This window comes from Streptococcus sp. 79 (assembly GCF_013277425.1).
Classification (GTDB): Bacteria; Bacillota; Bacilli; order Lactobacillales; family Streptococcaceae; genus Streptococcus; species Streptococcus pseudopneumoniae.
Window position 1 is genome coordinate 1 of record NZ_VMMW01000005.1, and the last position, 25,904, is coordinate 25,904.

The 25,904-nt window shown below is 40.6% G+C and carries 19 protein-coding genes, 2 pseudogenes and 1 riboswitch; of the genes and pseudogenes, 16 read left to right on the top strand and 5 right to left on the bottom strand.

All coding sequences use genetic code 11. From position 1 onward, the window contains the following. Positions 1 to 458: transposase (locus HT729_RS02060; protein ID WP_172931609.1), on the top strand; the 458-nt coding region annotated here is incomplete at its 5' end. A 4-nt stretch (positions 459 to 462) separates the two neighbouring features. After that, positions 463 to 646: pseudogene (locus tag HT729_RS02065) on the top strand (transposase); the annotation flags it as partial. Here HT729_RS02065 and HT729_RS11865 read toward each other — a convergent pair. Next, positions 630 to 812, bottom strand: coding sequence for a hypothetical protein (locus HT729_RS11865; RefSeq protein ID WP_078374317.1), 183 nt, complete (start codon positions 810 to 812; stop codon positions 630 to 632). The pseudogene HT729_RS02065 and the gene HT729_RS11865 overlap by 17 nt on opposite strands. A gap of 126 nt (positions 813 to 938) precedes the next feature. Between HT729_RS11865 and HT729_RS02070 the strand changes: the two genes are divergently transcribed. From HT729_RS02070 to tig, 7 genes and pseudogenes are all read left to right on the top strand, one after another. After that, the gene (locus HT729_RS02070) at positions 939 to 2,918 is read left to right on the top strand and encodes a peptide ABC transporter substrate-binding protein (protein ID WP_172931610.1); all 1,980 of its coding nucleotides are present in this window, start codon (positions 939 to 941) and stop codon (positions 2,916 to 2,918) included. Between the two features lie 66 nt (positions 2,919 to 2,984). Next, positions 2,985 to 4,481, top strand: a complete 1,497-nt coding sequence (locus tag HT729_RS02075) for an ABC transporter permease (protein WP_000759897.1) — start codon at positions 2,985 to 2,987, stop codon at positions 4,479 to 4,481. Continuing rightward, on the top strand, positions 4,481 to 5,407 hold the full coding sequence (gene oppC / locus HT729_RS02080) for an oligopeptide ABC transporter permease OppC (RefSeq protein WP_000103703.1): 927 nt from the start codon (positions 4,481 to 4,483) through the stop codon (positions 5,405 to 5,407). Before HT729_RS02075 ends, oppC begins: the two co-directional genes overlap by 1 nt. Positions 5,408 to 5,415: 8 nt before the next feature. After that, positions 5,416 to 6,483, top strand: a complete 1,068-nt coding sequence (locus HT729_RS02085; protein ID WP_000159548.1) for an ABC transporter ATP-binding protein — start codon at positions 5,416 to 5,418, stop codon at positions 6,481 to 6,483. Between the two features lie 10 nt (positions 6,484 to 6,493). Then, positions 6,494 to 7,420, top strand: coding sequence for an ATP-binding cassette domain-containing protein (locus HT729_RS02090; protein ID WP_172931611.1), 927 nt, complete (start codon positions 6,494 to 6,496; stop codon positions 7,418 to 7,420). 596 nt (positions 7,421 to 8,016) lie between these two features. Further along, a pseudogene (gene treC / locus HT729_RS02095) lies at positions 8,017 to 9,634 on the top strand (alpha,alpha-phosphotrehalase). A 550-nt stretch (positions 9,635 to 10,184) separates the two neighbouring features. Next, entirely contained in the window at positions 10,185 to 11,468 is a 1,284-nt protein-coding gene (gene tig / locus HT729_RS02100; protein ID WP_000116494.1) for a trigger factor, read from the top strand. Between the two features lie 47 nt (positions 11,469 to 11,515). Here the strand turns inward: tig and HT729_RS02105 are convergent, their stop codons facing one another. The 3 genes from HT729_RS02105 to rnhC all read right to left on the bottom strand — a co-directional run bounded on the left by HT729_RS02105 (position 11,516) and on the right by rnhC (position 15,661). Next, a complete protein-coding gene (locus HT729_RS02105; RefSeq protein ID WP_172931612.1) occupies positions 11,516 to 13,882 on the bottom strand; it encodes an ATP-dependent RecD-like DNA helicase in 2,367 nt (788 codons plus the stop codon). Positions 13,883 to 14,161: 279 nt separating this feature from the next. Next, complete coding sequence (gene lepB / locus HT729_RS02110; RefSeq protein ID WP_001083986.1) at positions 14,162 to 14,776, bottom strand: signal peptidase I; 615 nt, start codon at positions 14,774 to 14,776, stop codon at positions 14,162 to 14,164. Between the two features lie 3 nt (positions 14,777 to 14,779). Then, positions 14,780 to 15,661 carry a ribonuclease HIII gene (gene rnhC, locus HT729_RS02115; protein WP_000146891.1) on the bottom strand — a complete coding sequence of 294 codons (882 nt, stop codon included), beginning with the start codon at positions 15,659 to 15,661 and terminating at the stop codon, positions 14,780 to 14,782. An 86-nt stretch (positions 15,662 to 15,747) separates the two neighbouring features. Between rnhC and zapA the strand changes: the two genes are divergently transcribed. The 3 genes from zapA (at position 15,748) to HT729_RS02130 (ending at position 19,034) form a co-directional block, all read left to right on the top strand. Next, positions 15,748 to 16,050: a cell division protein ZapA gene (zapA, locus tag HT729_RS02120; protein WP_000002019.1), complete on the top strand. Its 303-nt coding sequence runs from the start codon at positions 15,748 to 15,750 to the stop codon at positions 16,048 to 16,050. Continuing rightward, a complete protein-coding gene (locus HT729_RS02125; protein ID WP_023938525.1) occupies positions 16,047 to 16,595 on the top strand; it encodes a CvpA family protein in 549 nt (182 codons plus the stop codon). Before zapA ends, HT729_RS02125 begins: the two co-directional genes overlap by 4 nt. Before the next feature lie 102 nt (positions 16,596 to 16,697). Further along, positions 16,698 to 19,034, top strand: coding sequence for an endonuclease MutS2 (locus HT729_RS02130; RefSeq protein ID WP_172931613.1), 2,337 nt, complete (start codon positions 16,698 to 16,700; stop codon positions 19,032 to 19,034). 48 nt (positions 19,035 to 19,082) lie between these two features. Here HT729_RS02130 and HT729_RS02135 read toward each other — a convergent pair whose 3' ends face one another. Then, positions 19,083 to 20,012, bottom strand: coding sequence for a helix-turn-helix transcriptional regulator (locus HT729_RS02135; protein WP_001150390.1), 930 nt, complete (start codon positions 20,010 to 20,012; stop codon positions 19,083 to 19,085). 209 nt (positions 20,013 to 20,221) lie between these two features. Between HT729_RS02135 and HT729_RS02140 the strand changes: the two genes are divergently transcribed. The 4 genes from HT729_RS02140 (at position 20,222) to HT729_RS02155 (ending at position 25,896) form a co-directional block, all read left to right on the top strand. Then, complete coding sequence (locus HT729_RS02140; RefSeq protein WP_240164411.1) at positions 20,222 to 21,460, top strand: N-acetylmuramoyl-L-alanine amidase family protein; 1,239 nt, start codon at positions 20,222 to 20,224, stop codon at positions 21,458 to 21,460. Between the two features lie 49 nt (positions 21,461 to 21,509). Then, positions 21,510 to 22,571 carry a hypothetical protein gene (locus HT729_RS02145; RefSeq protein ID WP_001035286.1) on the top strand — a complete coding sequence of 354 codons (1,062 nt, stop codon included), beginning with the start codon at positions 21,510 to 21,512 and terminating at the stop codon, positions 22,569 to 22,571. Between the two features lie 61 nt (positions 22,572 to 22,632). Then, a complete protein-coding gene (locus HT729_RS02150; protein WP_000734929.1) occupies positions 22,633 to 24,192 on the top strand; it encodes a DUF6287 domain-containing protein in 1,560 nt (519 codons plus the stop codon). Between the two features lie 199 nt (positions 24,193 to 24,391). Next, positions 24,392 to 24,480: riboswitch (glycine riboswitch) on the top strand. Between the two features lie 90 nt (positions 24,481 to 24,570). Further along, positions 24,571 to 25,896, top strand: coding sequence for a sodium:alanine symporter family protein (locus HT729_RS02155; RefSeq protein WP_172925884.1), 1,326 nt, complete (start codon positions 24,571 to 24,573; stop codon positions 25,894 to 25,896). Positions 25,897 to 25,904: the final 8 nt, after the last annotated feature.

Genomic DNA, 25,904 nt, shown 5'->3' on the forward strand with positions numbered 1-25,904 from the left:
CAATCGTATACATTGATGAAACAGGAATCGACCGCTACCTCTATCGTCCTTATGCAGGGGCTCCTAGAGGGGAGAAAGTCTATGAAAAGATTAGCGGACGTCGTTTTGAGCGAACTTCAATTGTTGCAGGACAAGTAGACGGAGAGTTTATAGCTCCCATGATTTACAAGAACAGCAGGACAAGCGATTTCTTTGTGGAGTGGTTCAAAACGCAACTCCTGCCTGCTTTGAAGACACCTCATGTTATTATCATGGACAATGCTAGTTTTGATCCCAAGAACATTTTGGATGAACTCTGCATCCAAGATAAACACTTTTTCTTACCTCTACCGCCTTATTCACCAGATTTGAATCCTATTGAGCAAGCTTGGGCTATCTTGAAAAAGAAAGTGACGGATTTATTAAGGGAAGTCCCAACTATTTTTGAATGGTTGGAACGCTTTTTAAAAACTAAATGACTATAAAAAGAAATGCCACGCTATGAAGGCTCAAGCGATTGTCACAAGTCAAGGGAGAAGTTTCTTTGGATATCGCTGTGAACTATTGTCATGATATGAAGTTGTTCAAAACGAGTCGCAGAAATATCGGACAAGCTGGTAAAATCTTGGCTGACAATGGTTATCAAGGACTCATGAAGCTATATCCTCTTTTGCAGGAAGTCTAATATTGTTATAAAATGATTTGAATTCCAAAATCACATTGTTCCGTCCGTATTTTATTTTACTGTATGTCTTCCTAAGCTCCAAAGTTTCTGCGTCAAATTTCCTATTTTCACTGTAGTCTTTGACACTTCGAACGACAATTTGAATCATATATTCAAAAAAAATGAAAAATTTGTGCCAACAAGCCTAAATATTCTGAAAATTTGTTTGATTTTTAATGGATAATATGATATAATGGTTGTCAATCTATAATTCACATAAACAGAGGAGTAGAAAATGAAAAAAAGTCGTGTATTTGCTACAGCAGGTCTTGTTTTATTAGCAGCAGGTGTACTTGCAGCATGCAGTTCTTCAAAATCATCTGATTCATCAGCCCCTAAAGCTTATGGCTATGTTTATACAGCAGACCCAGAAACCTTGGACTACCTGATTTCAAGTAAAAATAGTACAAAAGTAGTGACTTCAAATGGGATTGATGGTTTATTTACTAATGATAATTACGGAAATCTTACCCCTGCAGTGGCAGAGGATTGGGAAGTCTCTAAGGATGGTTTGACCTACACTTATAAGATTCGTAAAGGGGTTAAATGGTTTACCTCGGATGGAGAAGAATATGCAGAGGTGACGGCTAAAGATTTCGTGAACGGCTTAAAACACGCAGCAGATAAAAAATCAGAAGCTATGTATTTAGCTGAAAATTCGGTTAAAGGCTTGGCAGATTATCTATCAGGAACTTCAACAGATTTTTCAACAGTTGGTGTCAAGGCGGTTGATGATTATACGTTACAATACACTTTGAACCAGCCTGAACCGTTCTGGAACTCTAAGTTGACCTATTCTATTTTCTGGCCTCTGAATGAAGAATTCGAAACATCAAAAGGAAGCGATTTTGCTAAACCAACAGATCCGACATCCTTGCTTTATAATGGGCCATTCTTGTTGAAAGGGTTGACTGCAAAATCTTCTGTAGAGTTTGTAAAAAATGAGCAATATTGGGATAAAGAAAATGTCCACCTAGATACTATCAATCTAGCTTACTATGATGGATCAGATCAGGAGTCGCTAGAGCGTAACTTCACTAGTGGAGCTTATAGTTATGCCCGTCTTTACCCTACCAGCTCCAACTATTCTAAGGTTGCAGAAGAATACAAGGACAATATCTATTACACACAATCAGGCTCTGGGATTGCTGGTCTGGGTGTGAATATTGATCGCCAAAGTTACAACTATACTTCTAAAACTACAGATTCAGAGAAAGTAGCTACTAAGAAGGCATTGCTTAACAAAGATTTCCGTCAAGCCTTGAATTTTGCTCTTGATCGCTCAGCTTACTCAGCTCAAATCAATGGTAAAGATGGAGCAGCTTTAGCAGTTCGTAATTTATTTGTAAAACCAGACTTTGTTTCAGCTGGTGAGAAGACCTTTGGTGATTTAGTCGCTGCTCAACTTCCTGCTTATGGTGATGAGTGGAAAGGTGTGAATTTAGCTGATGGGCAGGATGGTTTATTCAATGTTGACAAGGCCAAGGCAGAGTTTGCGAAAGCTAAGAAAGCTTTAGAAGCAGACGGCGTTCAGTTTCCTATTCATCTGGACGTTCCAGTAGACCAAGCAGCAAAAGGCTACATATCCCGTATTCAGTCCTTTAAACAATCTGTAGAAACAGTTCTTGGTGTTGAAAATGTCGTTGTTGATATTCAACAAATGACAAGTGATGAATTCCTTAATATTACTTACTATGCTGCCAATGCTTCATCTGAGGATTGGGATGTATCAGGAGGAGTTTCATGGGGTCCAGACTATCAAGACCCATCTACTTACCTGGATATTTTAAAAACAACTAGCAGTGAAACTACAAAAACATATTTAGGATTTGATAATCCAAATAGCCCTTCAGTAGTTCAAGTTGGTTTGAAAGAATACGATAAATTAGTTGATGAAGCTGCCAGAGAGACAAGCGACTTGAATGTCCGTTATGAAAAATATGCAGCGGCTCAAGCATGGTTGACAGATAGTTCACTCTTTATTCCTGCTATGGCTTCTTCTGGTGCAGCACCAGTGCTTTCACGAATTGTTCCATTTACTGGAGCTTCTGCGCAAACAGGCTCTAAGGGGTCAGATGTTTACTTCAAATATTTGAAATTACAAGATAAAGTGGTGACTAAGGAAGAGTATGAAAAAGCTCGTGAAAAATGGTTGAAAGAAAAAGCTGAATCAAATGAGAAAGCTCAAAAAGAATTGGCAAGTCATGTGAAGTAAATAATTTCTAATAGAACTTTCTCTCCATGAGGAGAAGGTTCTTTTGGGATTTTTAAAGGAAATAATATGAAAAAATATATTTTTATGCGTGTTTTGCGGTCATTGGTTTCGATTTTCTTAGTAACGACTTTGACCTACACGATTATCTATACCTTGGTTCCTCGAAAATTGATTTTCAAGCAGGATCCTAACTATAATAAAATTGCGACAACGGCTGATAAACGTGATAACTATGAAAATACTGTGTTTGAGCGTATGGGCTACATTGAGTATTACGATACTAAAGAGTTGCAAGAAAAGGCAAGTAGCATGGATTCTTCTGTAACAGTAGAAGCAAATGCGACCAATAAAGCTATTTATGAAAAGTACATCAATCAATTAGGCCATGGTTGGACTTTGGGAGAATTTACTGAAAGTGGTCAATTCTATGCTAGTCGTGAAATTCCAATTTTTGAACGTGTTTTTCACTTCTATGCTAACTTGATTGACATTGACCATACAAATAAAATCCAAGACCCTGAAAATCCAGACTTGAAACGTTACCTTCGTTTCGAAAATGATCCAGCTATCGGATGGTCATTGGTCGGTTCAGGAACTAAACATAAATATCTCTTGTACTTTAACAGTCAGTTCCCATTTGTGCATCAAAATTTTGTGAACATCAATTTAGGTGACTCTTACCCAACCTATGCTAATACACCAGTTCTTCAGGTTATTACTCAAGGTCAAGGACAAACTAAAACTGCCCAAGTTCAGTTCCCAACAGGTAAGAAAACGTCTTCTGTAAATATTTACTCAAGAACCTACAAGTCACCTAGTCAGGCTGACTCTCGTGAAGTAGCTAGCTATGGGAAAGATGATCCTTATACAGCGACTGAAAGTAATTACCAATATCCATCTATGATTGTCAGCTCTGCTATTACTGGTTTGATTGGTTTGGTGATTTCTTATGCGATTGCAGTGCCACTTGGTTCAGCCATGGCTCGTTTCAAGAACACTTGGATTGATAGCTTCTCAACAGGGGCTTTGACCTTCTTGCTTGCTCTTCCAACCATTGCCTTGGTTTACATCGTTCGATTGATTGGATCATCTATTGGTCTTCCAGATTCGTTCCCTATCTTGGGAGCTGGAGATTGGCGTTCTTACGTTTTACCAGCAGTCATCCTTGGTTTGTTGGGTGCTCCTGGTACAGCTATTTGGATTCGTCGTTACATGATTGACTTGCAATCTCAAGACTTTGTTCGTTTCGCTCGTGCAAAAGGTTTGTCTGAAAAAGAAATTTCAAACAAACACATCTTTAAAAATGCCATGGTTCCGCTGGTTTCAGGAATTCCTGGTGCTATTATTGGGGTTATCGGTGGTGCAACCCTTACTGAAACAGTCTTCGCCTTCCCAGGTATGGGTAAAATGTTGATTGACTCTGTAAAAGCATCTAATAACTCTATGGTCGTTGGTCTTGTCTTCATCTTTACATGTATTTCTATCTTCTCACGTCTTTTGGGAGATATTTGGATGACTATTATTGACCCACGTATTAAATTGACTGAGAAAGGAGGCAAATAATGTCTACAATCGATAAAGAAAAATTTCAGTTTGTAAAACGTGACGATTTTGCCTCTGAAACTATTGATGCGCCAGCATATTCTTACTGGAAATCAGTGTTTAGACAATTTATGAAGAAAAAATCAACTGTAGTCATGTTGGGAATCTTGGTAGCCATCATTTTGATGAGTTTCATCTACCCAATGTTTTCTAAGTTTGATTTCAATGATGTCAGCAAGGTAAACGACTTTAGTGCTCGTTATATCAAGCCAAATGCTGAGCATTGGTTCGGTACAGACAGTAACGGTAAATCACTCTTTGACGGTGTCTGGTTTGGAGCTCGTAACTCTATCCTCATTTCTGTGATTGCGACAGTGATTAACTTGGTTATCGGTGTTTTTGTCGGTGGTATTTGGGGAATTTCAAAATCAGTTGACCGTGTCATGATGGAAGTTTATAACGTCATCTCAAACATCCCATCTCTTTTGATTGTCATTGTCTTGACTTACTCAATCGGAGCTGGATTCTGGAATCTGATTTTTGCTATGAGTGTGACGACATGGATTGGGATTGCCTTCATGATCCGTGTGCAAATCTTGCGTTACCGTGATTTGGAATACAACTTGGCGTCACGTACTTTGGGAACACCAACCTTGAAGATTGTTGCCAAAAACATCATGCCACAATTGGTATCTGTTATTGTGACAACCATGACTCAAATGCTTCCAAGCTTTATCTCATACGAAGCCTTCTTGTCTTTCTTCGGTCTTGGATTACCGATTACAGTGCCAAGTTTGGGTCGTTTGATTTCGGATTATTCACAAAACGTAACAACCAATGCTTACTTATTCTGGATTCCATTGACAACTCTTGTCTTGGTATCCTTGTCCCTTTTCGTAGTTGGTCAAAACTTAGCGGATGCTAGTGATCCACGTACACATAGATAGGAGTAGAAATGACAAAAGAAAAAAATGTAATTTTGACTGCTCGCGATATTGTCGTGGAATTTGACGTTCGTGACAAAGTATTGACAGCCATTCGCGGCGTTTCCCTTGAACTAGTTGAAGGAGAAGTATTAGCCTTGGTAGGTGAGTCAGGATCAGGTAAATCTGTTTTGACAAAGACCTTCACAGGTATGCTCGAAGAAAATGGTCGCATTGCCCAAGGTAGTATTGACTACCGTGGTCAGGATTTGACAGCCTTATCTTCTCACAAGGATTGGGAACAAATTCGTGGTGCTAAGATTGCGACTATCTTCCAGGATCCAATGACTAGTTTGGACCCCATTAAAACAATTGGTAGCCAGATTACAGAAGTTATTGTAAAACACCAAGGAAAAACAGCCAAGGAAGCAAAAGAATTGGCCATTGACTACATGAATAAGGTTGGGATTCCAGATGCAGATAGACGTTTTGATGAATACCCATTCCAATATTCTGGAGGAATGCGTCAACGTATCGTTATTGCGATTGCCCTTGCCTGCCGACCTGATGTCTTGATCTGTGATGAGCCAACAACTGCCTTGGATGTAACCATTCAAGCTCAGATTATTGATTTGCTAAAATCTTTACAAAACGAGTATCATTTCACAACAATCTTTATCACTCACGACCTTGGTGTGGTAGCAAGTATTGCGGATAAGGTAGCGGTTATGTATGCAGGAGAAATCGTTGAGTATGGAACTGTTGAGGAAGTCTTCTATGACGCTTGCCATCCATATACATGGAGTCTCTTGTCTAGCTTGCCTCAGCTTGCTGATGATAAAGGGGATCTTTACTCAATCCCAGGAACACCTCCGTCACTTTATACTGACTTGAAAGGGGATGCCTTTGCCTTGCGTTCTGACTATGCAATGCAGATTGACTTCGAACAAAAAGCTCCTCAATTCTCAGTATCAGAGACACATTGGGCTAAAACTTGGCTTCTTCATGAGGATGCTCCAAAAGTAGAAAAACCAGCTGTGATTGCAAATCTCCATGATAAGATCCGTGAAAAAATGGGATTTGCCCATCTGGCTGACTAGGAGGAAGGAAATGTCTGAAAAATTAGTAGAAATTAAAGATTTAGAAATTTCCTTCGGTGAAGGAAGTAAGAAGTTTGTCGCGGTTAAAAATGCTAACTTCTTTATCAACAAGGGAGAAACGTTCTCGCTTGTTGGTGAGTCAGGTAGTGGGAAAACAACTATTGGTCGTGCTATCATCGGTCTCAATGATACAAGTAATGGAGATATCATTTTTGAGGGTCAAAAGATTAATGGTAAGAAATCGCGTGAACAAGCTGCGGAATTGATTCGTCGTATCCAGATGATTTTCCAAGACCCTGCGGCAAGTTTGAATGAACGTGCGACTGTTGATTATATTATTTCTGAAGGTCTTTACAATCACCATTTATTTAAGGATGAAGCAGAGCGTAAAGAGAAAGTTCAAAATATTATCCGTGAAGTGGGTCTGCTTGCTGAGCATTTGACTCGTTACCCTCATGAGTTTTCAGGTGGTCAACGTCAACGTATCGGTATTGCCCGTGCCTTGGTCATGCAACCAGACTTTGTTATTGCGGATGAACCAATTTCAGCCTTGGACGTTTCTGTGCGTGCCCAAGTCTTGAACTTGCTCAAAAAATTCCAAAAAGAACTTGGCTTGACCTATCTCTTTATCGCCCATGACTTGTCGGTTGTTCGTTTTATTTCAGATCGTATCGCAGTTATTTACAAGGGTGTTATTGTAGAGGTTGCAGAGACAGAAGAATTGTTTAACAATCCAATTCACCCATATACTCAAGCCTTGCTTTCAGCGGTACCAATTCCAGACCCAATCTTGGAACGTAAGAAGGTCTTGAAGGTTTACGACCCAAGTCAACACGACTATGAGACTGATAAACCATCCATGGTTGAAATCCGTCCAGGTCACTATGTTTGGGCGAACCAAGCCGAATTGGCACGTTATCAAAAAGGACTAAACTAGTAATGGTTTTATAATTTCCATGTCAATTTTTATGGAAATTATAAACCTTTTTTTGTTGGACTGATTTGAAAAACTTTGAAAGCTTCCTGAAAGAATTTTCGAAAAATTTTAAAAAATTCTGAAATATTCTTGACAGGTGATGAAAAAGGTGGTAAGATAGGAAACATCAAAAAAGAAAGCAGAAAAAGAAATGAATAAGAGACAAGCTGTAACGATGAATCAAAACTTTTACTTTAGCTACTTTAGATAGTGTTTGTAGACATGTCACCATGGATGCAAACAGTTGAAGCAATTTGTTTGTATCTATGTGGCTAAGATTTTTGATTGTGGTCCATATAGATGAATATCTAAATGGACTAGCTAAGTTGTAACTTGTTAGATTATTTCAAGCATCCGTTTAGGTATTATCTAGGCGGTTTTTTGTTTTATACTCTTCGAAAATCTCTTCAAACCACGTCAACGTCGCCTTGCCGTACTCAAGTACAGCCTGCGGCTAGTTTCCTAGTTTGCTCTTTGATTTTCATTGAGTATAATTGAAATAGCACAAATAGGGACGGAAGACTGCTTCCTCCCTTTTATCAGAAAAGGAGAAACAGATGACACTTGATAAAGGAAAAGTAGTCTATCAAATCTATCCAAAATCTTACAAAGACACCACTGGAAATGGTATTGGGGACTTCCGTGGGATTATCGAAAAAATCCCCTATTTAGCCAAACTGGGCGTGGATATGGTCTGGCTCAATCCATTCTATCCAAGCCCTCAACGGGATAATGGTTACGATATTTCAGATTATATGGCAGTGGATCCTCTTTTTGGTGATATGACTGATTTTGAGGAAATGGTGCGTGTCGGTAAAGAGCATAAGATTGACTTTATGCTGGACATGGTACTCAATCATTGTTCGACAGAGCATGAATGGTTTCAGAAAGCCCTAGCTGGTGACAAGTACTACCAAGACTTTTTCTTCATCCAAGACCAACCAACAGACTGGCAGTCTAAGTTTGGTGGCTCTGCATGGGCGCCCTTTGGGAATACAGGGAAATACTACCTTCACCTCTTTGATGAGACCCAGGCTGACCTTAACTGGAGCAATCCCAATGTCCGTAAGGAGCTTTTCAAGGTTGTTAATTTCTGGCGCGACAAGGGTGTCAAAGGTTTCCGATTTGATGTGATCAATTTAATTGGCAAGGACGAGGTTTTAGTGGATTGTCCTGAAAATGAAGGAAAGCCAGCTTACACAGACAAGCCCATCGTTCATGACTATTTGCGTATGATGAATCAAGCCACTTTTGGATCAGACGATAGTTTTATGACAGTTGGGGAAATGTCCTCAACCACCATGGGAAATTGTGTCCTTTATTCGTCGCCTGACCGTCAGGAATTATCCATGACCTTTAATTTTCATCATCTCAAGGTGGACTATAAGGATGGACAAAAGTGGACCTTGGCTCCCTTTGATTTTGAAGAGTCTTTACCATAGCTGGGGCAAGGAAATGAGTGATAAAGGTGGTTGGAGTGCTCTCTTCTGGAACAATCACGACCAACCACGCGCTTTAAACCGTTTTGTTGATATTCAAAACTTCCGCAAGGAAGGAGCTACCATGCTAGCGGCCAGTATTCACCTTTCACGTGGGACACCTTATATCTATATGGGCGAGGAAATCGGGATGATTGACCCAGACTATGATTCTATTGCTGATTATGTGGATGTCGAATCGCTCAATGCCTATCAGATGCTCTTAGAGGAAGGGAAGAGTCAGGAAAAAGCCTTCCAGATTATTCAAGCTAAGTCGCGTGATAATTCACGAATTCCTATGCAGTGGGATGCTTCTGAAAATGCAGGCTTCACAGTAGGGACTCCTTGGCTCAATGCAGGAAAATCCTACCCTCACATCAATGTAGAAAATGAAATCCAAGGTCCGATTTTCACCTTCTACCAAGACTTGATTCGACTGCGTAAGGAAATGCCTATCATCTCAGAAGGAAGTTACAAACCAGCCTTTGAAGATAGCAAGCAAGTCTATGCTTTTGAACGTCAGTATGAGGCTGAAAAGTTACTTGTGCTCAATAATTTTTATGCCACAGAAGTGGAAATCGATTTGCCAGTAGCCTACCAAAATGGACAAATTTTGATTTCAAACTATGAAGACGCAGAAGTGTCTGAGAAAATTCTACTCAAACCCTATCAAACACTGGCTATTTATGTAAATTAATACTCTTCGAAAATCTCTTCAAACCGTGTCAGTTTTATCTGCAAACTCAAAGCGGTGCTTTGAGCAACCTGTGGCTAGCTTCCTAGTTTGCTCTTTGATTTTCATTGAGTATAAACTTAGCAAGAAGACCTCTTTTTCAGAAAAGCAGGGTTCTTTTTGATGTCTATTCCATCCTTGAAAGTGTAGAACAAACTGTCAATCGAAAGTGATTATGTCCCAAAAAAAATGGTGAGATTGAGGGCAATTATTTTGCTTTCATTTGACAAGAGGAACCCTTGAAGCAGTTTTGTCAGCTAAACCAAGGCTAATCTTAGCCTTGGCTTGTCAGCCTAACAGCATCAAGCATCTTATCAAATGAAATAGAGGGCTAGCTATCAGCTAGTTAAAACATCTAATTTTTAGGAGGGCTGGGTGACTAACTTCATTATAGAACTTTCATTTAGTTAGCAAAAAGGCTTGTTGTCTATAATTGTCTGCATTAGTCTAGATTTTATTTATAGAAAATGTTATAATAGACTGTATTTAAAAAATTTTAAGGAGAAATGACAGAATGTCTGTATCATTTGAAAACAAAGAAACAAACCGTGGTGTCTTGACTTTCACTATCTCTCAAGACCAAATCAAACCAGAATTGGACCGTGTCTTCAACTCAGTGAAGAAATCTCTTAATGTTCCAGGTTTCCGTAAAGGTCACCTTCCACGCCCTATCTTCGACAAAAAATTTGGTGAAGAGTCACTTTACCAAGATGTTATGAACGCTCTTTTGCCAAATGCTTATGAAGCAGCTGTAAAAGAAGCTGGTCTTGAAGTGGTTGCTCAACCAAAAATTGACGTAACTTCAATGGAAAAAGGTCAAGACTGGGTTATCACTGCTGAAGTTGTTACAAAACCTGAAGTAAAATTGGGTGACTACAAAAACCTTGAAGTATCAGTAGATGTAGAAAAAGAAGTAACTGATGCTGACGTTGAAGAGCGTATCGAACGCGAACGCAACAACTTGGCTGAATTGGTTATCAAAGAAGCTGCTGCTGAAAACGGCGACACTGTTGTCATTGACTTCGTTGGTTCTATCGACGGTGTTGAATTTGATGGCGGAAAAGGTGAAAACTTCTCACTTGGACTTGGTTCAGGTCAATTCATCCCTGGTTTCGAAGACCAATTGGTAGGTCACTCAGCTGGTGAAACTGTTGATGTCGTTGTAACATTCCCAGAAGACTACCAAGCAGAAGACCTTGCAGGTAAAGAAGCTAAATTCGTGACAACTATCCACGAAGTAAAAGCTAAAGAAGTTCCAGCTCTTGACGATGAGCTTGCAAAAGACATCGACGAAGAAGTTGAAACACTTGCTGAATTGAAAGAAAAATACCGTAAGGAATTGGCTGCTGCTAAAGAAGAAGCTTACAAAGATGCAGTTGAAGGTGCAGCAATTGATAAAGCTGTAGAAAACGCTGAAATCGTAGAACTTCCAGAAGAAATGATTCACGAAGAAGTTCACCGCTCAGTAAACGAATTCCTTGGAAACTTGCAACGTCAAGGTATCAACCCTGACATGTACTTCCAAATCACTGGAACTACTCAAGAAGACCTTCACAATCAATACCAAGCAGAAGCTGAGTCACGTACTAAGACTAACCTTGTTATTGAAGCAGTTGCCAAAGCTGAAGGATTTGATGCTTCAGAAGAAGAAATCCAAAAAGAAATTGAGCAATTGGCAGCAGATTACAACATGGAAGTTGCACAAGTACAAAGCTTGCTTTCAGCTGATATGTTGAAACATGATATCACAATCAAAAAAGCTGTTGAATTGATTACAAGCACAGCAACAGTTAAATAATCTTAATAAACAAAAATCCCACCTGAATTGGTGGGTTTTCTTATGCACTATTTTCCAAAAATCTCTTTGAGGTCTGCATCTGTAATCCCAATCATGGCTGGGATGCTGTCCCAATTTTCTTCGGTTAGGATGTAGGATTGTTCAGAGATACTTGATGTGGTTGTTTCAGAGATAGCTGGTTGCTTTTCTTCAACAGTTTCCAATAAATCACTGAAGCGTTCAATCAGATAGGTTTTTCGGGCAGTTCCGATATGCTGGGTGGCATAGTCGAAGGCCTGTAATTCGCCTAGTAAGATAAGCTTGCTTTTGGCGCGTGTAATGGCTGTATAGATGAGATTGCGCTCCAGCATACGCCTACTAGCACTGGTGATAGGTAGGATGACAACAGGAAACTCACTTCCCTGAGACTTATGGATACTCATGGCATAGGCTAGGCGAATCTTGTACCATTCGTTACGTGGGTAAGAGACTTCGTTGCCATCAAAATCAATGACAATCTCGTCTTGTTTCGACTCGGTGTATTTACCAGGAATCAGGTCTGTGATGGCTCCCAAATCTCCATTAAAGACATTGATTTCAGCATCGTTGACCAAATGAATGACCTTGTCTCCCTTACGATAGTGGCACTGGGGAGCTTCAAAACTGAGTTGGTCTTTTTGTGGTGGATTGAGAAGGTCTTGCATGAGCTGGTTGATGGAATCAATCCCTGCAGTCCCTCGGTACATGGGAGCCAGAACTTGGATATCACGGGCAGGGATGCCACTTCTGAGGGCAGCGCCTAAGATCTTTTCAATGGTAGCAGGAATATGGCCACTAGCAATTTCAAAGTAGGAACGGTCTGCTTTTTTCTGGGTGAAATCAGCTGGCAGGATGCCCTGTCGAATCTGACTAGCTAGGGTGACGATGGTTGATTCTTCGCTTTGCCGGTAAATTTTTTCCAAGCGAGTCTGAGGAATTAAAGGAATATGAAGGAGGTCAGCTAGAACTTGTCCAGGGCTGACAGACGGTAGCTGATCGCTATCTCCCACGATGAGAATCTTACTGTTAGAAGAGATGTTGGAGAAGAGTTGATTGGCCAGCCAAGTATCCACCATGGAAAATTCATCTACGATGATGAAGTCAGCATCCAGATAATCTTCCAGATGACTAGTATCATCGTCGCCTGTCATTCCCAAGTGACGGTGTATAGTCGCGCTTGGCAAGCCTGTCAATTCATTCATGCGACGAGCTGCTCGTCCAGTTGGAGCAGCAAGAAGAATCGGCAGGTTGCTTTTCTTCCTGAGGTTAAGTCCTTCTAAAAGGGCATAAACAGCGATGATACCATTGATAACAGTCGTCTTACCAGTACCAGGTCCACCTGTCAGGATAAAGACCTTATTTTGGATAGCGTCACAAATAGCCTGTTTTTGAATGCTATCATACTCAATCCCCAGTTCTTCCTCGACAGTAGTGATATGTTTTTGAATAGTTTCTAAATCTTGGCTCTTCTGTTTTCCTTTTTCAAGGATACGAATCAAGTGACTGCGGATGCCTTCCTCAGCGAAAAAGAGGCTGTTGTCAAAAATTTTGGTATCAATCTGCTGAACCTTGTCTTCTTCGATCAGGTAGGAGAGTTCTTGAGCCACTTGGCTGGGGTCCAGTTCCACGGGGCGAGAAGATTCAAGGAGAGTAAGGGTTTGTTCCAGCAAATCCCGTGCTTCAACATAGGTATCCCCTGTTTCCATACAGGCCTGAAAAAGATTATGAACTAGACCGGCACGGAAGCGTTCAGGAGCCTGACTTTCGATGCCTAGTTCCTCAGCTAGTTGGTCAGCAATGGTAAATCCCAATCCTTTGATATCTTCAACCAGCTGATAGGGATAATTTTCAACCACATCAAGGGTTTCTTCCTTGTAAAAGTCTTGAATCTGAAAGGCTAGTTTGTTGGGAATGCCGTAGTTGGCCAGTTTGGCCAAAACCATCTCGGTTCCGTAGTTGAGGCGGAGAGTGGAAACGAAAGCCTCGCGATTTTTGGCAGAGAGTCCTGAGATACCTTCTAGCTTTTCTGGGTGTTGCAGAATTTCGTCAATGGTATTGTCACCGTAGGTATCCACAATTTTCTGAGCTGTCTTGAGACCAATTCCCTTGAAATGGCTACTTGAAAAGTACTTGACCAATCCCTTGCTAGTTGGTTTTGCGCGTTCATAACGACTGATTTGCAGTTGCTCCCCATACTTGGAGTGCTGGACAATTTGTCCCCAAAAAGTATAGTCTTCTCCCTCAATCACATCAGCCATAGTGCCCGTGACAATGATTTCAAAATCATCAAAATCCTCTGCGTCTGTATCGTCGATTTCTAGGAGGAGGATACGATAAAAATTGCTGGGATTTTCAAAAATAATCCGTTCAATGGTTCCTGAAAAATAAACTTCCATAAGCTTCCTTTGCATAAATAGGTGAGAGTTAATACTCTTCGAAAATCTCTTCAAACCACGTCAGCTTCGCCTTGCCGTATATATGTTACTGACTTCGTCAGTTCTATCTACAACCTCAAAGCAGTGCTTTGAGCAACCTGCGGCTAGCTTCCTAGTTTGCTCTTTGATTTTCATTGAGTATAACTTTGTTTCTATCTTAATCAAACTGGATAGTGAATAATCATATTCTCACGATAGAAGAAGAGGCTGAGATTGCTGACTCTCGGCCTCTTCGATTTCTTAAAATGTTCCGATACGGGTGATTGGCCAGAAGCGGAATTTAGCTTCCCCTGTGATATCTTTTGCTTTGAAGGTACCTACGTGGCGGCTGTCGCTCGAAACCAAGCGGTCGTCTCCGAGGAGAAGGTATTCTCCTTCTGGAACTGTAAAGCTAAAGTTGGTGTTGTAGTTGACATCAACTGTGAAGGCTTGAGCTTTTTGAGCGATACTTCTAAAGAAAGTTCCTTTATTTCCTTCAAATCCCTTGCCTGAGTAGGTGCTTTGGAGTTTGTCATCCTTGAAGCGTTTGATATAGTCAGCTAGATAAGGTTCATCTGTCTCTTTGTCATTGATGTAAAGTTTATCATTTTCGTAACGGATGGTATCGCCAGGCATTCCGATGACGCGCTTGACGATGTCCTTATTGCCATCTTCCTCATGGGCCACCACGATATCAAAACGGTCAATAGGGAGGTGCTTAACGACAAAGAGAATTTCGCCATCCGCTAGGGTAGGATCCATGGAGTGTCCTTCTACGCGGACATTACTCCAAAAAAAGATACGACTTAAAGCTAGTAATGACAGAATCAGGAGGAATAATCCCCACTCTTTTAGGAAATTTTTAAATGAATTCATAACTTACCTTTCTAAGCGTTTTTTCGCTTTTTCAGTATTTTTAAAGTGCAATTTGGCACAGAAGTTGAGTCCCTGCATACCATAGGCTTGTAAAATCTGGCTAGCTACCTTATCAGAAGCTGTTCCAGCTCCACTTGGAAGTTGATAACCCAGTTCTCGTCCTAGATTTTCTAGATTTTCCAGAAAGAGATCACGCGCAATGATAGAAGAAACTGCGACAGCCAAGTATTCGCCCTCAGCCTTTTCTTCTAAGCTGATAGGATTGCTGAAACGATTGGCCTCTTGTGCCAAGTACTTGTCATAATTTTTAGCACTGGTAAAGGCATCAATCACAATTTTCTCAGGTTGAACGCCTTTTTGAAGAAGGAGATAGATAGCCTGGTTATGGAGGGCAACCTTAACCGAAACAGCATTGTAGCGGTCTCCGATGACCTCGTTGTACTTGCTTGGTGAGAGAAGCAGTGCCTGGTGCTGGATTTTGTCCTTGAGGATAGGGGCAATCTGACGAATCTTTTGGTCGGTCAGAGTTTTAGAATCCCCCACACCGAGTTTTCGCAAGAAAGCATGCTGGTCAGGTGTGACAAAGGAAGCCACAACTGCAAGTCCACCAAAGTAGGAACCATTTCCCACCTCATCTGTCCCAATCAAAGGAAGATTTTGTCCGCTGGTTTCCTCTACAACTTGATAGCCAAAGAAACGAGCATATTTCTCAGCTCCTTCACCCTGAAGCAAGACCTTTCCAGAAGTATAGATAGAAACCGTTGCCTGAGGCAGTCTCAAAAAGTAGCGGATATAGGGATTCTTACTAGGAGCCAGACTGGTTTGATAGTGTTCAAGAAAAGCCTGAATCTTCTTTTCACTTGGTGTGAGTGTTATACTTGCCATAGTTTCTATTGTACCATAAAAGCAGGCAAATTTGTAAAAACTGACAAAATTAGCGAATTTTGGTATAATATCGTGAGGTGAATTTTATGGCAAATCTAAATCGATTCAAATTTACATTCGGGAAAAAATCATTAACCTTGACAAGCGAGCATGATAACCTTTTTATGGAGGAAATCGCCAAGGTTGCGACAGAAAAATACCAAGCAATTAAAGAACAAATGCCTAGTGCAGACGATGAAACCATCGCTCTTTTGTTGGCAGTCAACTGTTTATCAACTCAGCTCAGCCGTGAGATTGAATTTGACGATAAGGAGCAAGAGCTAGAAGAACTCCGTCACAAGCTTGTGACTTGCAAGCAAGAACAGAGCAAGATTGAGGACTCCTTATGATTTCACTCCTTCTTCTATTGGTCTTGGCTTGGGGATTTTATATCGGCTATCGGAGAGGCCTGCTCTTACAGGTTTATTACCTGATTTCAGCCATGGCATCGGCTTTTATGGCTGGCCAGTTTTATAAGGGACTTGGAGAGCAATTTCATTTGCTGCTCCCTTATGCAAATCCGCAGGAAGGTCAGGGAACTTTCTTTTTCCCATCGGATCAACTCTTTCAGTTGGATAAGGTCTTTTACGCAGGGATCGGCTACTTGTTGGTTTTCGGGGTTGTCTATAGCATCGGTCGTTTGCTTGGTCTCCTCTTACACTTGATTCCTAGTAAAAAACTGGGTGGTAAGTTGTTCCAAGTTTCAGCAGGGATCTTGTCCATGTTAGTGACCTTATTTGTCTTGCAAATGACCTTGACCATACTAGCAACCATTCCCATGGCAGCTATACAAAATCCTCTTGAAAAGAGTATTGTCGCAAAACACATCATCCAGAGCATACCAGTAACAACCAGTTGGCTCAAACAAATCTGGGTGACAAATTTAATCGGATAAAAAGGGCAGGAAATTTCCTAGCCCTTTGTTTACAGATTGACTAGAATCTATCAGAATGTAAAAAGCTACCACACCTAGACATTCAAAGACGAGGAAATAAAGATGAACAAGAAAATATTAGAAACATTAGAGTTCAATAAGGTCAAGGCCTTGTTTGAACCCCATTTGTTGACTGAGCAGGGCTTGGAGCAATTGAGACAGCTAGCTCCGACTGCCAAAGCGGATAAAATCAAACAGGCTTTTGCTGAGATGAAGGAAATGCAGGCTCTTTTCGTTGAGCAACCGCATTTTACCATTCTCGCAACCAAGGAAATTGCAGGAGTCTGCAAACGGTTGGAGATGGGGGCAGACCTCAATATAGAGGAGTTTCTCCTCTTGAAGCGCGTGCTTCTTGCTAGTCGAGAACTGCAAAGTTTTTATGCTAATCTGGAAAATGTCAGCTTGGAAGAGTTAGCCTTCTGGTTTGAGAAATTACATGATTTTCCGCAATTACAAGGAAATCTCCAAGCTTTTAATGATGCAGGTTTCATTGAAAATTTTGCCAGTGAAGAATTGGCGCGCATCCGTCGAAAAATCCATGATAGCGAGAGTCAGGTACGCGATGTTTTACAGGATTTGCTCAAGCAAAAAGCGCAGATGTTGACAGAAGGGATTATTGCCAGCAGAAACGGCCGTCAGGTTTTACCAGTCAAAAACACCTACCGCAATAAGATTGCAGGTGTTGTTCATGATATTTCTGCTAGTGGAAATACCGTCTATATTGAACCCCGTGAGGTGGTCAAACTGAGCGAAGAAATTGCCAGTTTGCGAGCAGATGAGCGTTATGAAATGCTTCGCATTCTCCAAGAAATCTCGGAGCGTGTTCGCCCTCATGCGGCTGAGATTGCTAATGACGCTTGGATTATCGGTCATCTGGACTTGATTCGTGCTAAGGTTCGCTTTATCCAAGAAAGGCAAGCAGTCGTTCCTCAGATATCAGAAAATCAAGAAATTCAACTGCTCCATGTCTGCCATCCTTTGGTCAAAAATGCCGTTGCAAATGATGTCCATTTTGGACAAGATTTAACAGCTATTGTCATTACAGGTCCCAATACAGGTGGGAAGACCATCATGCTTAAAACTCTGGGCTTGACGCAGGTCATGGCTCAGTCTGGTTTGCCGATTTTAGCAGACAAGGGAAGTCGTGTTGGTATTTTTGAAGAAATCTTTGCCGATATTGGAGATGAGCAGTCTATTGAGCAGAGCTTGTCTACCTTCTCTAGTCACATGACCAATATCGTGGATATTCTTGGCAAGGTTAACCAACATTCACTCTTACTTTTGGATGAGTTGGGGGCTGGTACTGATCCCCAAGAGGGAGCAGCCCTTGCCATGGCTATTCTGGAGGACCTTCGCCTGCGTCAGGTCAAGACCATGGCGACCACCCACTATCCAGAACTCAAGGCCTACGGTATTGAGACAGCCTTTGTGCAAAATGCCAGCATGGAGTTTGATACTGCAACTCTTCGCCCAACCTATCGCTTTATGCAGGGTGTGCCTGGCCGAAGCAATGCCTTTGAAATTGCCAAACGTCTAGGTCTATCTGAAGTTATCGTAGGGGATGCCAGCCAGCAGGTCGATCAGGACAATGATGTCAATCGGATTATTGAGCAGCTGGAAGAGCAGACGCTAGAGAGCCGCAAACGCTTGGACAATATCCGTGAGGTGGAGCAAGAAAATCTCAAGATGAACCGTGCTCTCAAAAAACTTTACAACGAACTCAATCGTGAAAAGGAAACCGAGCTTAATAAGGCGCGTGAACAGGCCGCTGAGATTGTGGACATGGCTCTAAGTGAGAGTGACCAGATTCTTAAAAATCTCCACAGCAAATCTCAACTTAAACCCCACGAAATCATAGAAGCCAAGGCCAAATTGAAAAAATTGGCTCCTGAAAAAGTAGATTTGTCCAAAAACAAGGTTCTTCAAAAGGCCAAGAAAAAACGTGCTCCAAAGGTGGGAGATGATATCGTGGTTCTCAGTTATGGTCAGCGTGGTACCTTGACCAGTCAACTCAAAGATGGCCGCTGGGAAGCCCAAGTTGGCTTGATTAAGATGACTTTAGAAGAGAAAGAATTTGACCTCGTTCAAGCCCAGCAAGAAAAGCAAGTCAAGAAGAAACAGGTCAATGTTGTGAAACGAACTTCTGGGCGAGGACCTCAAGCCAGACTAGATCTTCGAGGCAAACGCTATGAAGAAGCTATGAATGAGCTAGATGCCTTTATCGATCAAGCCTTGCTTAATAATATGGCTCAAGTTGATATCATCCATGGTATCGGAACAGGTGTCATCCGTGAAGGTGTCACCAAATACCTACAAAGAAATAAGCATGTCAAGAGTTTCGGCTATGCCCCACAAAATGCTGGAGGGAGTGGCGCAACTATTGTGACTTTTAGAGGATAAGAAAAGCCTGAGGAAATATGTTGTTCCTCAAGCTTTTTGATTTCTAACCTAGACATCTAAAGGTTGTCCAGTGTGATTGAGTTGTGTGACAGTAACAAAGAAATCCTCTCTCATTCGAGTCAGAAGTTGATTTGGATAGACCTTTTCAAAGTTATCAAGACTGGCAAAGATATGCTTAGCAAGCTCTAGACCTCTGACATCATCTTTTCTGAGAAAATTATTAGCCCGTTCCATGGAAAGACTAATCATCTCTGTCATCTTGGTGCTCAGTAGAGGGAAAGTATTAATCACTTCCAAGGTTTTCATAGCTAAGCTCTCAGCTTTGTCATAGTAGCCATTAACAGAGTAATGCTTGATAGCAGTTCTTAAGCAGGCAATATAGTAGTCAGCAGTACGGATTGAATGGTATTCAGTCTGTTTTTTTAGAGTATCTAATAAGTGGTAGAGTCTATAATCTAAAAATTCGATTGAAAAGTGAGGCAGGATAGATGAAAAGATATTGACCTCAATTTTGTTCCAGTCGTCTAATTCACTTAGATAGTTCTTGATATATTCTAGTTCTTGATAGTCTTTTGGAGTCAGAAAAGAATCGCCGATGATGTTTGCGATAGCAAATTTATTGACTACACGATTGGCGATTACATAGTGTTCAGCGATTCCAGGATTTTCCAGAGGCTGATTAATCAAGCTAAGGATCTTTTTAAATTCACGCTTATAGGCCAAATCAGCAACTTGAGCCTGTAATTTATGAAATTCAGTTGGAAACATCTGCGTTTTGAGACTATCAAAGGTCTCCTTATCAATTCCAATATTAGAAAGAATCTCTTCAAATTTTTGAATGGTTATTCGAGATTTCCCTTGCTCAAACTGACGTAAAAAATGTGGAGTCACTGTAGTTCCAGCAGCTTCCTTCTGAGTAAACCCTCTCTCCTCACGGATGGCCTTATAGACTAATCCATAAACACTTTCATCTTGCATCCTAAATCTCCTCAAGTCCTTTTTTCCATTCTATCATAATTCTACCAATTTTTAAGGGAATTTTTAGAAAAAAGTAAATATAGTTACGCTTTTTTCGGGGGGGGGGGTATTTGTTCAATAAAGGTAAATATAGATACGCTTTTCGTAAATAAGATAAATAGCATGCTATACTGTAATCGTAAACAATAAAATTTTAAAGGAGATTTTTGATGATGAAGTCAAAAACAGTTTTAGTAACTAGCCTAGCGGCTGCAACATTTGGATTGGTCTCTCTTGTGGACACAGCAGGAGTTCTACCTTTTTCAGCGCAAACAGTGCAGGCTGACACACAAACGCTTAATCCAACTGCTAAATATTATATTCTTGTTCCAAAAGATTCAGAAGTATTTAAAGGATGGAAGGGAACTGCTAATCGTCCCATTATTTGGGCTACAAAAACCACTCCAGAATTATCTTATTTCGAAGAAACTGCTCGAAATTATATAGCTCTTGAAAATAAGTCTGGTGCCAATTACATAGAGTGGAAGGGGACTGTAGAAGAGTTTAAAGAGGCTGTTAAGAAGTTGACTGGTAAAACAACAGCTTCCTCAACTCCAAAGACTTTTAACCAATCAACAACGAGTCAAAAAGATGGCTGGTCAGGTTCGTCCTACTACCAAAATGGTAGCAAAGTTACCAGTAAGTGGATTTTTGATAAGAACTATAATTCCTACTTCTACCTAGATGCTTCAGGTAATTATGTTCAAAATGCTTGGGTAGGAAACTACTACCTCAAGTCAGGTGGATATATGGCTAAAAGCGAGTGGATTTATGATAAGAATTATGGTTCATATTACTACCTAACGTCGGAAGGAAGTTACGCCCGTAATACTTGGGTGGGTAACTATTATCTCAAGTCAAACGGCAAGATGGCTAAAGGTGAATGGATTTATGACAGTAACTACAGCTCTTACTATTACTTAACATCAGAAGGAAGCTATGCTCGTAACACATGGGTAGGTGACTACTATCTCAAGTCAAATGGTAAGATGGCAGTGAATGAGCGTACACCAGATGGTTATCAAGTTGATGGATCAGGTAAGTGGATCCGCTCTAAGGGAACTCATACAGCCAGCAGTTCACAAGCAACATCATTAGGAATAAGCCTTTACCATGTCAATGATGCTATGACCTATATCGATATTGCTCTACCTAGTACTCCATCTTCATCTTATCAAGTAGCCTATGATTTTGCCTTAATTGATGTAAATACAGGTAAGGTTTCTACAGATGCTCATTTTACTGCTACTTACAGTCCAAGTCTACGTGTTTTTCAAACTCGTCACTTCTTTAGTTCAACGCCAGATGGAAGTTATCTCTTTGTTATCAAAGGAAAAGGACAAGATGGTAAGGTATACGATGGACAATCGGTTGTCTTTCGTGTAAAGAATCATCGTTTTGTCGGATAGATGAATGTTGCACTTTAAATAAATATTAAAAATAAAGGAAATGAATAACATGAACAAAAAGAAATTATTAGTATGTGCTTTGGCACTTTCAACAGTCGGAGTATTGTCAACTATTGACACAGCGGGAGTTCTACCTTTTTCAGCAAAAACAGTGCATGCTGATGACATTGTTGCAGTTGGTAATGTTGATCACAAGGTCAATCTAAGTTTGGTTGGTTATGATAAAAATCGTGGCGTTTCTGTCACTTTTTCAATTGATAGTGTTAATCCTAATTTTGTTAATAATTGGAATAGTAAGCAAGATTCTATTATTGTAAGAACGAAGCTTGTTAATGCTAAAACAAAAGAGGTTGTGGATAATGACACCGGAGCAAGTGTTAGATTGAGATCCTATGATTTAACAAAAAGCAGCATTGACTCTTATTCATATGAATCGATTCCTGATGGTGAATACAAATATGAAGCCTATGTAAGTGAATTTTATATTGATTCTCAGACTAAGCTTCGTCATCAATACAAAGGAGAATCTCCTATTTTTAGTATTAAAGACGGTAAATTTGCTGGTCTAGTATCTTCAACACAATCATCTACAACACCAACAACTACTGAAACTCCAAAACAATCTACTAACTCTACCTCAGGTCAGACTGGCTGGTCAGGTTCTTCTTACTATCAAGCTGGTGTTAAAGTAGTCAATCAATGGATTTTTGATGTTCAGTACAATTCTTACTTCTACTTAAATGCTTCAGGTCACTTTGTTCAAAATGCTTGGTCAGGCAATTACTACCTTAAGTCAGGTGGCTACATGGCGAAGAGCGAGTGGATTTATGATAGTAACTATAAGTCTTATTACTACCTGACATCAGAAGGTAGTTACGCTCGTAATGCTTGGGCTGGAAGCTACTACCTCAAATCAGATGGTAAAATGGCTAAGAGTGAGTGGATCTATGATAGTAGCTACAAATCTTACTATTACCTAACATCAGAAGGAAGCTATGCTCGTAACACATGGGTAGGTGACTACTATCTCAAGTCAAATGGTAAGATGGCAGTCAACGAACGTACTCCAGATGGCTACAAAGTAGATGGCTCAGGTAAGTGGGTTAAATAGAATAAAAATAGTGAAAGGAATTAGCACAGGCTGATTCCTTTCACTTAGATAAGGGAATAATATGAAAAAGTTATTATTAGCCACAACACTTTCACTGACATTAGTTCTAGGAGGTTGTCAGTATCTACCTTGGAATAAAAGCGCGGAACCAGCATCCGAGGAAGTAGCAAGTCCAGAAATAGACTACAGTTACTATAATAAAGTTTTGGATGACTATGAAAAAGTAGCGAAAGGAACCTTGCCGAAAGGTATGGATGTCAATCCCCTAGCTAGTCAAGTGAAATCTTCTCAAGGATTTTATACAGATGTGGTTTACCACAAGACGGATTTGAATAATGATGGAGTCGATGAACTCTTGCTTGCTCTTGAAATGAAGAGTGGCGAAAAGAGTTTACTTGATATTCGTACGCTGAAAGACGAAAAGGTGATTCGTTTGACTAATCAAGAAAATCGTTTAGACCAGATTGGTGAGAGAATGACAGTCGGTATCTTGCCAGATAATTCTCTGCTCTATCGTGGAGCTGGTACAGCAACGAGTCACATCTATGCTCACTACCAATTTAGTGAAGATGGGCAGTCTTTGGTAAAGGCTAAGGAAGCTCAAGAACTAGCGGATCTTGGGGTCGGTTCTCCCATTTCTCTGGAGACTTTAAGCTGGAAATCAGTTTCAGATAAGCTTCCTAGCGGGAGTAGTGCAGACAAAGGGACAGAGAAAACTAAATCAACCGTAGATTACAGTCCTTATAATAGTATTTTGAAGGATTATGAATTTATTTTAGACCATAAGTCAGAGGTTAAGGATAACATCAATCTAACTGCTAATATCTATGCAGGGATGGCAGAACGCAGTCAAGCCTTCACCTATGCAATGGTTGATATGGATAAAAATGGCATTGATGAATTGATTATATCTTCTAAAAATGGTAGTGAGATTTTAGATATTTTTACGCTCAAAGATCAGAAAGTCATTCGCCTCACCAATGCTGAAAATAAAATGCAGATGCTTGGAACACGCTTTAAGGCCTATCTCCTAGAAGATGGGAAACTTTATACCCAGTGGAATCCGTTTGCAGGAGATCCACAAACTATTTATACCATTTGGAAATTGAATAGTAGTGGGGACAAATTAGAGAAGGTTAAAGAAGCTAAGACAGAGGATGAAGTCAGTCCTGGTACTAGAATGAATCTATCTAGCCTGACTTGGAAATCTGTAACAGAAAAATTTGCTGAAACAGCATCTTCCACTAACAAAAATGTTTCTAGCAAAATGGATATTAATGCCATAAAAAATGGAGATTTCTCTAGTATTGAAGGAAAATGGAGTAAAGGAAATGGTGGAGAAGACTTAGTTTTTAGTAAGGATGGGCTAGTGGCTCCAGAACAATTTACAGTTGACCTTGCAGAATCAGAAATAGTCAATGATTTTCTACGAGCTCGCTATTCAGGTCCATCTTTTGGAGTCTTTATTCAATTCATACCAGCAGGTGTTAGAATACCTGATGAGACATCAATGGATGGATTAATATCAGACGCTTCGGATATTAGTAAAGATAGAATCATCTATCGTGCTTCATTTCCAGTACATAATAAACCAGAACAATTCTTATATCGTGTAGACTAGGAGTGAAACAGATTGATTTAATTAACAGCACCTCACGCACATGGGAATGCTCAATCTTTTTCTACTGAGTCAAATAAGATTTTCCCAAAATCCATTGACAAAAGCCAACATTTTTTGTAAAATAAGAATCAATTAAATACCAACACCGAATGAAGTTTAATAGAAGTGGGGAATCGTTTGATTTTCCATGACTGTAAATGGACGGAACTCTGGAGAGACCGTAAAGGCACCGAAGGGGCAAGGCAGGCAACTGCTCAAACTCTCAGGTAAAAGGACAGAGCTAGGATAGACCGCTTTTTAGCATTTATCTAAGCATTCCAGAGTACATGTATCTTGCATGTGCTCTTTCTTTTGGGGTTGAAAAGATAGGAGAAGGAAATGTTAGAATTGCTTAAATCAATCGATGCTTTTGCTTGGGGACCGCCCCTCTTGATTTTATTGGTCGGAACAGGGATTTACCTAACGGTCCGTCTAGGACTCTTGCAGGTTTTGCGTCTGCCCAAGGCCTTCCAGCTTATTTTTATCCAGGATAAGGGACATGGTGATGTATCCAGTTTTGCAGCTCTGTGTACAGCCTTGGCATCAACCGTTGGAACAGGGAATATTATAGGAGTTGCGACGGCTATCAAGGTTGGTGGACCAGGAGCTCTATTTTGGATGTGGATGGCGGCTTTCTTTGGAATGGCTACCAAGTATGCGGAAGGACTCTTGGCCATCAAATACCGCACCAAGGACGATCATGGTGCGGTTGCGGGAGGTCCCATGCACTATATCCTTCTAGGAATGGGAGAAAAGTGGCGACCACTTGCTGTTTTGTTTGCAGTAGCAGGAGTATTGGTTGCTCTCTTGGGGATCGGAACCTTCACTCAAGTCAACTCGATTACAGAATCCATCCAAAATACAACGACGATTTCACCAGCCATCACAGCTCTCGTCTTGTCTGTCTTTGTAGCGATTGCAGTCTTTGGCGGACTCAAGTCTATTTCTAAGGTTTCAACTACTGTTGTTCCTTTTATGGCTATCATTTATATTTTGGGAACTCTTACAGTTATTTTCTTTAATATCGGAAAAATCCCTGACACAATCGCTTTAGTCTTTACCTCAGCTTTTAGTCCCCTTGCTGCGGTAGGTGGTTTTGCTGGTGCTAGCGTTCGGATGGCTATTCAAAATGGTGTGGCGCGTGGTGTCTTCTCAAACGAATCTGGTCTGGGTTCTGCTCCCATTGCAGCAGCTGCGGCTAAGACAAATGAACCAGTAGAGCAAGGTTTGATTTCCATGACAGGAACCTTTATTGATACACTCATTATCTGTACCTTGACTGGTTTGACCATCTTGGTAACTGGTGTTTGGAGTGGCGACTTAAATGGGGTTGCCTTGACGCAGTCTGCTTTCTCAACAGTCTTTTCACATTTTGGACCTGCCCTCTTGACCATCTTCCTTGTTCTCTTTGCCTTTACGACGATTCTAGGTTGGAACTATTATGGAGAACGCTGTTTCGAGTTTCTCTTTGGAGTTCGTTTTATCTGGCTTTACCGTGTGGTCTTTGTGCTCATGGTCTTGTTGGGAGGATTTATCGAGTTGGATATGGTCTGGATTATCGCAGATATCGTCAACGCCTTGATGGTTCTGCCAAACTTGATTGCCCTCTTAGTCTTGTCGCCAGTCGTTATTGCTGAAACTAAAAAGTATTTTGACAAGTCATAACCACCCGT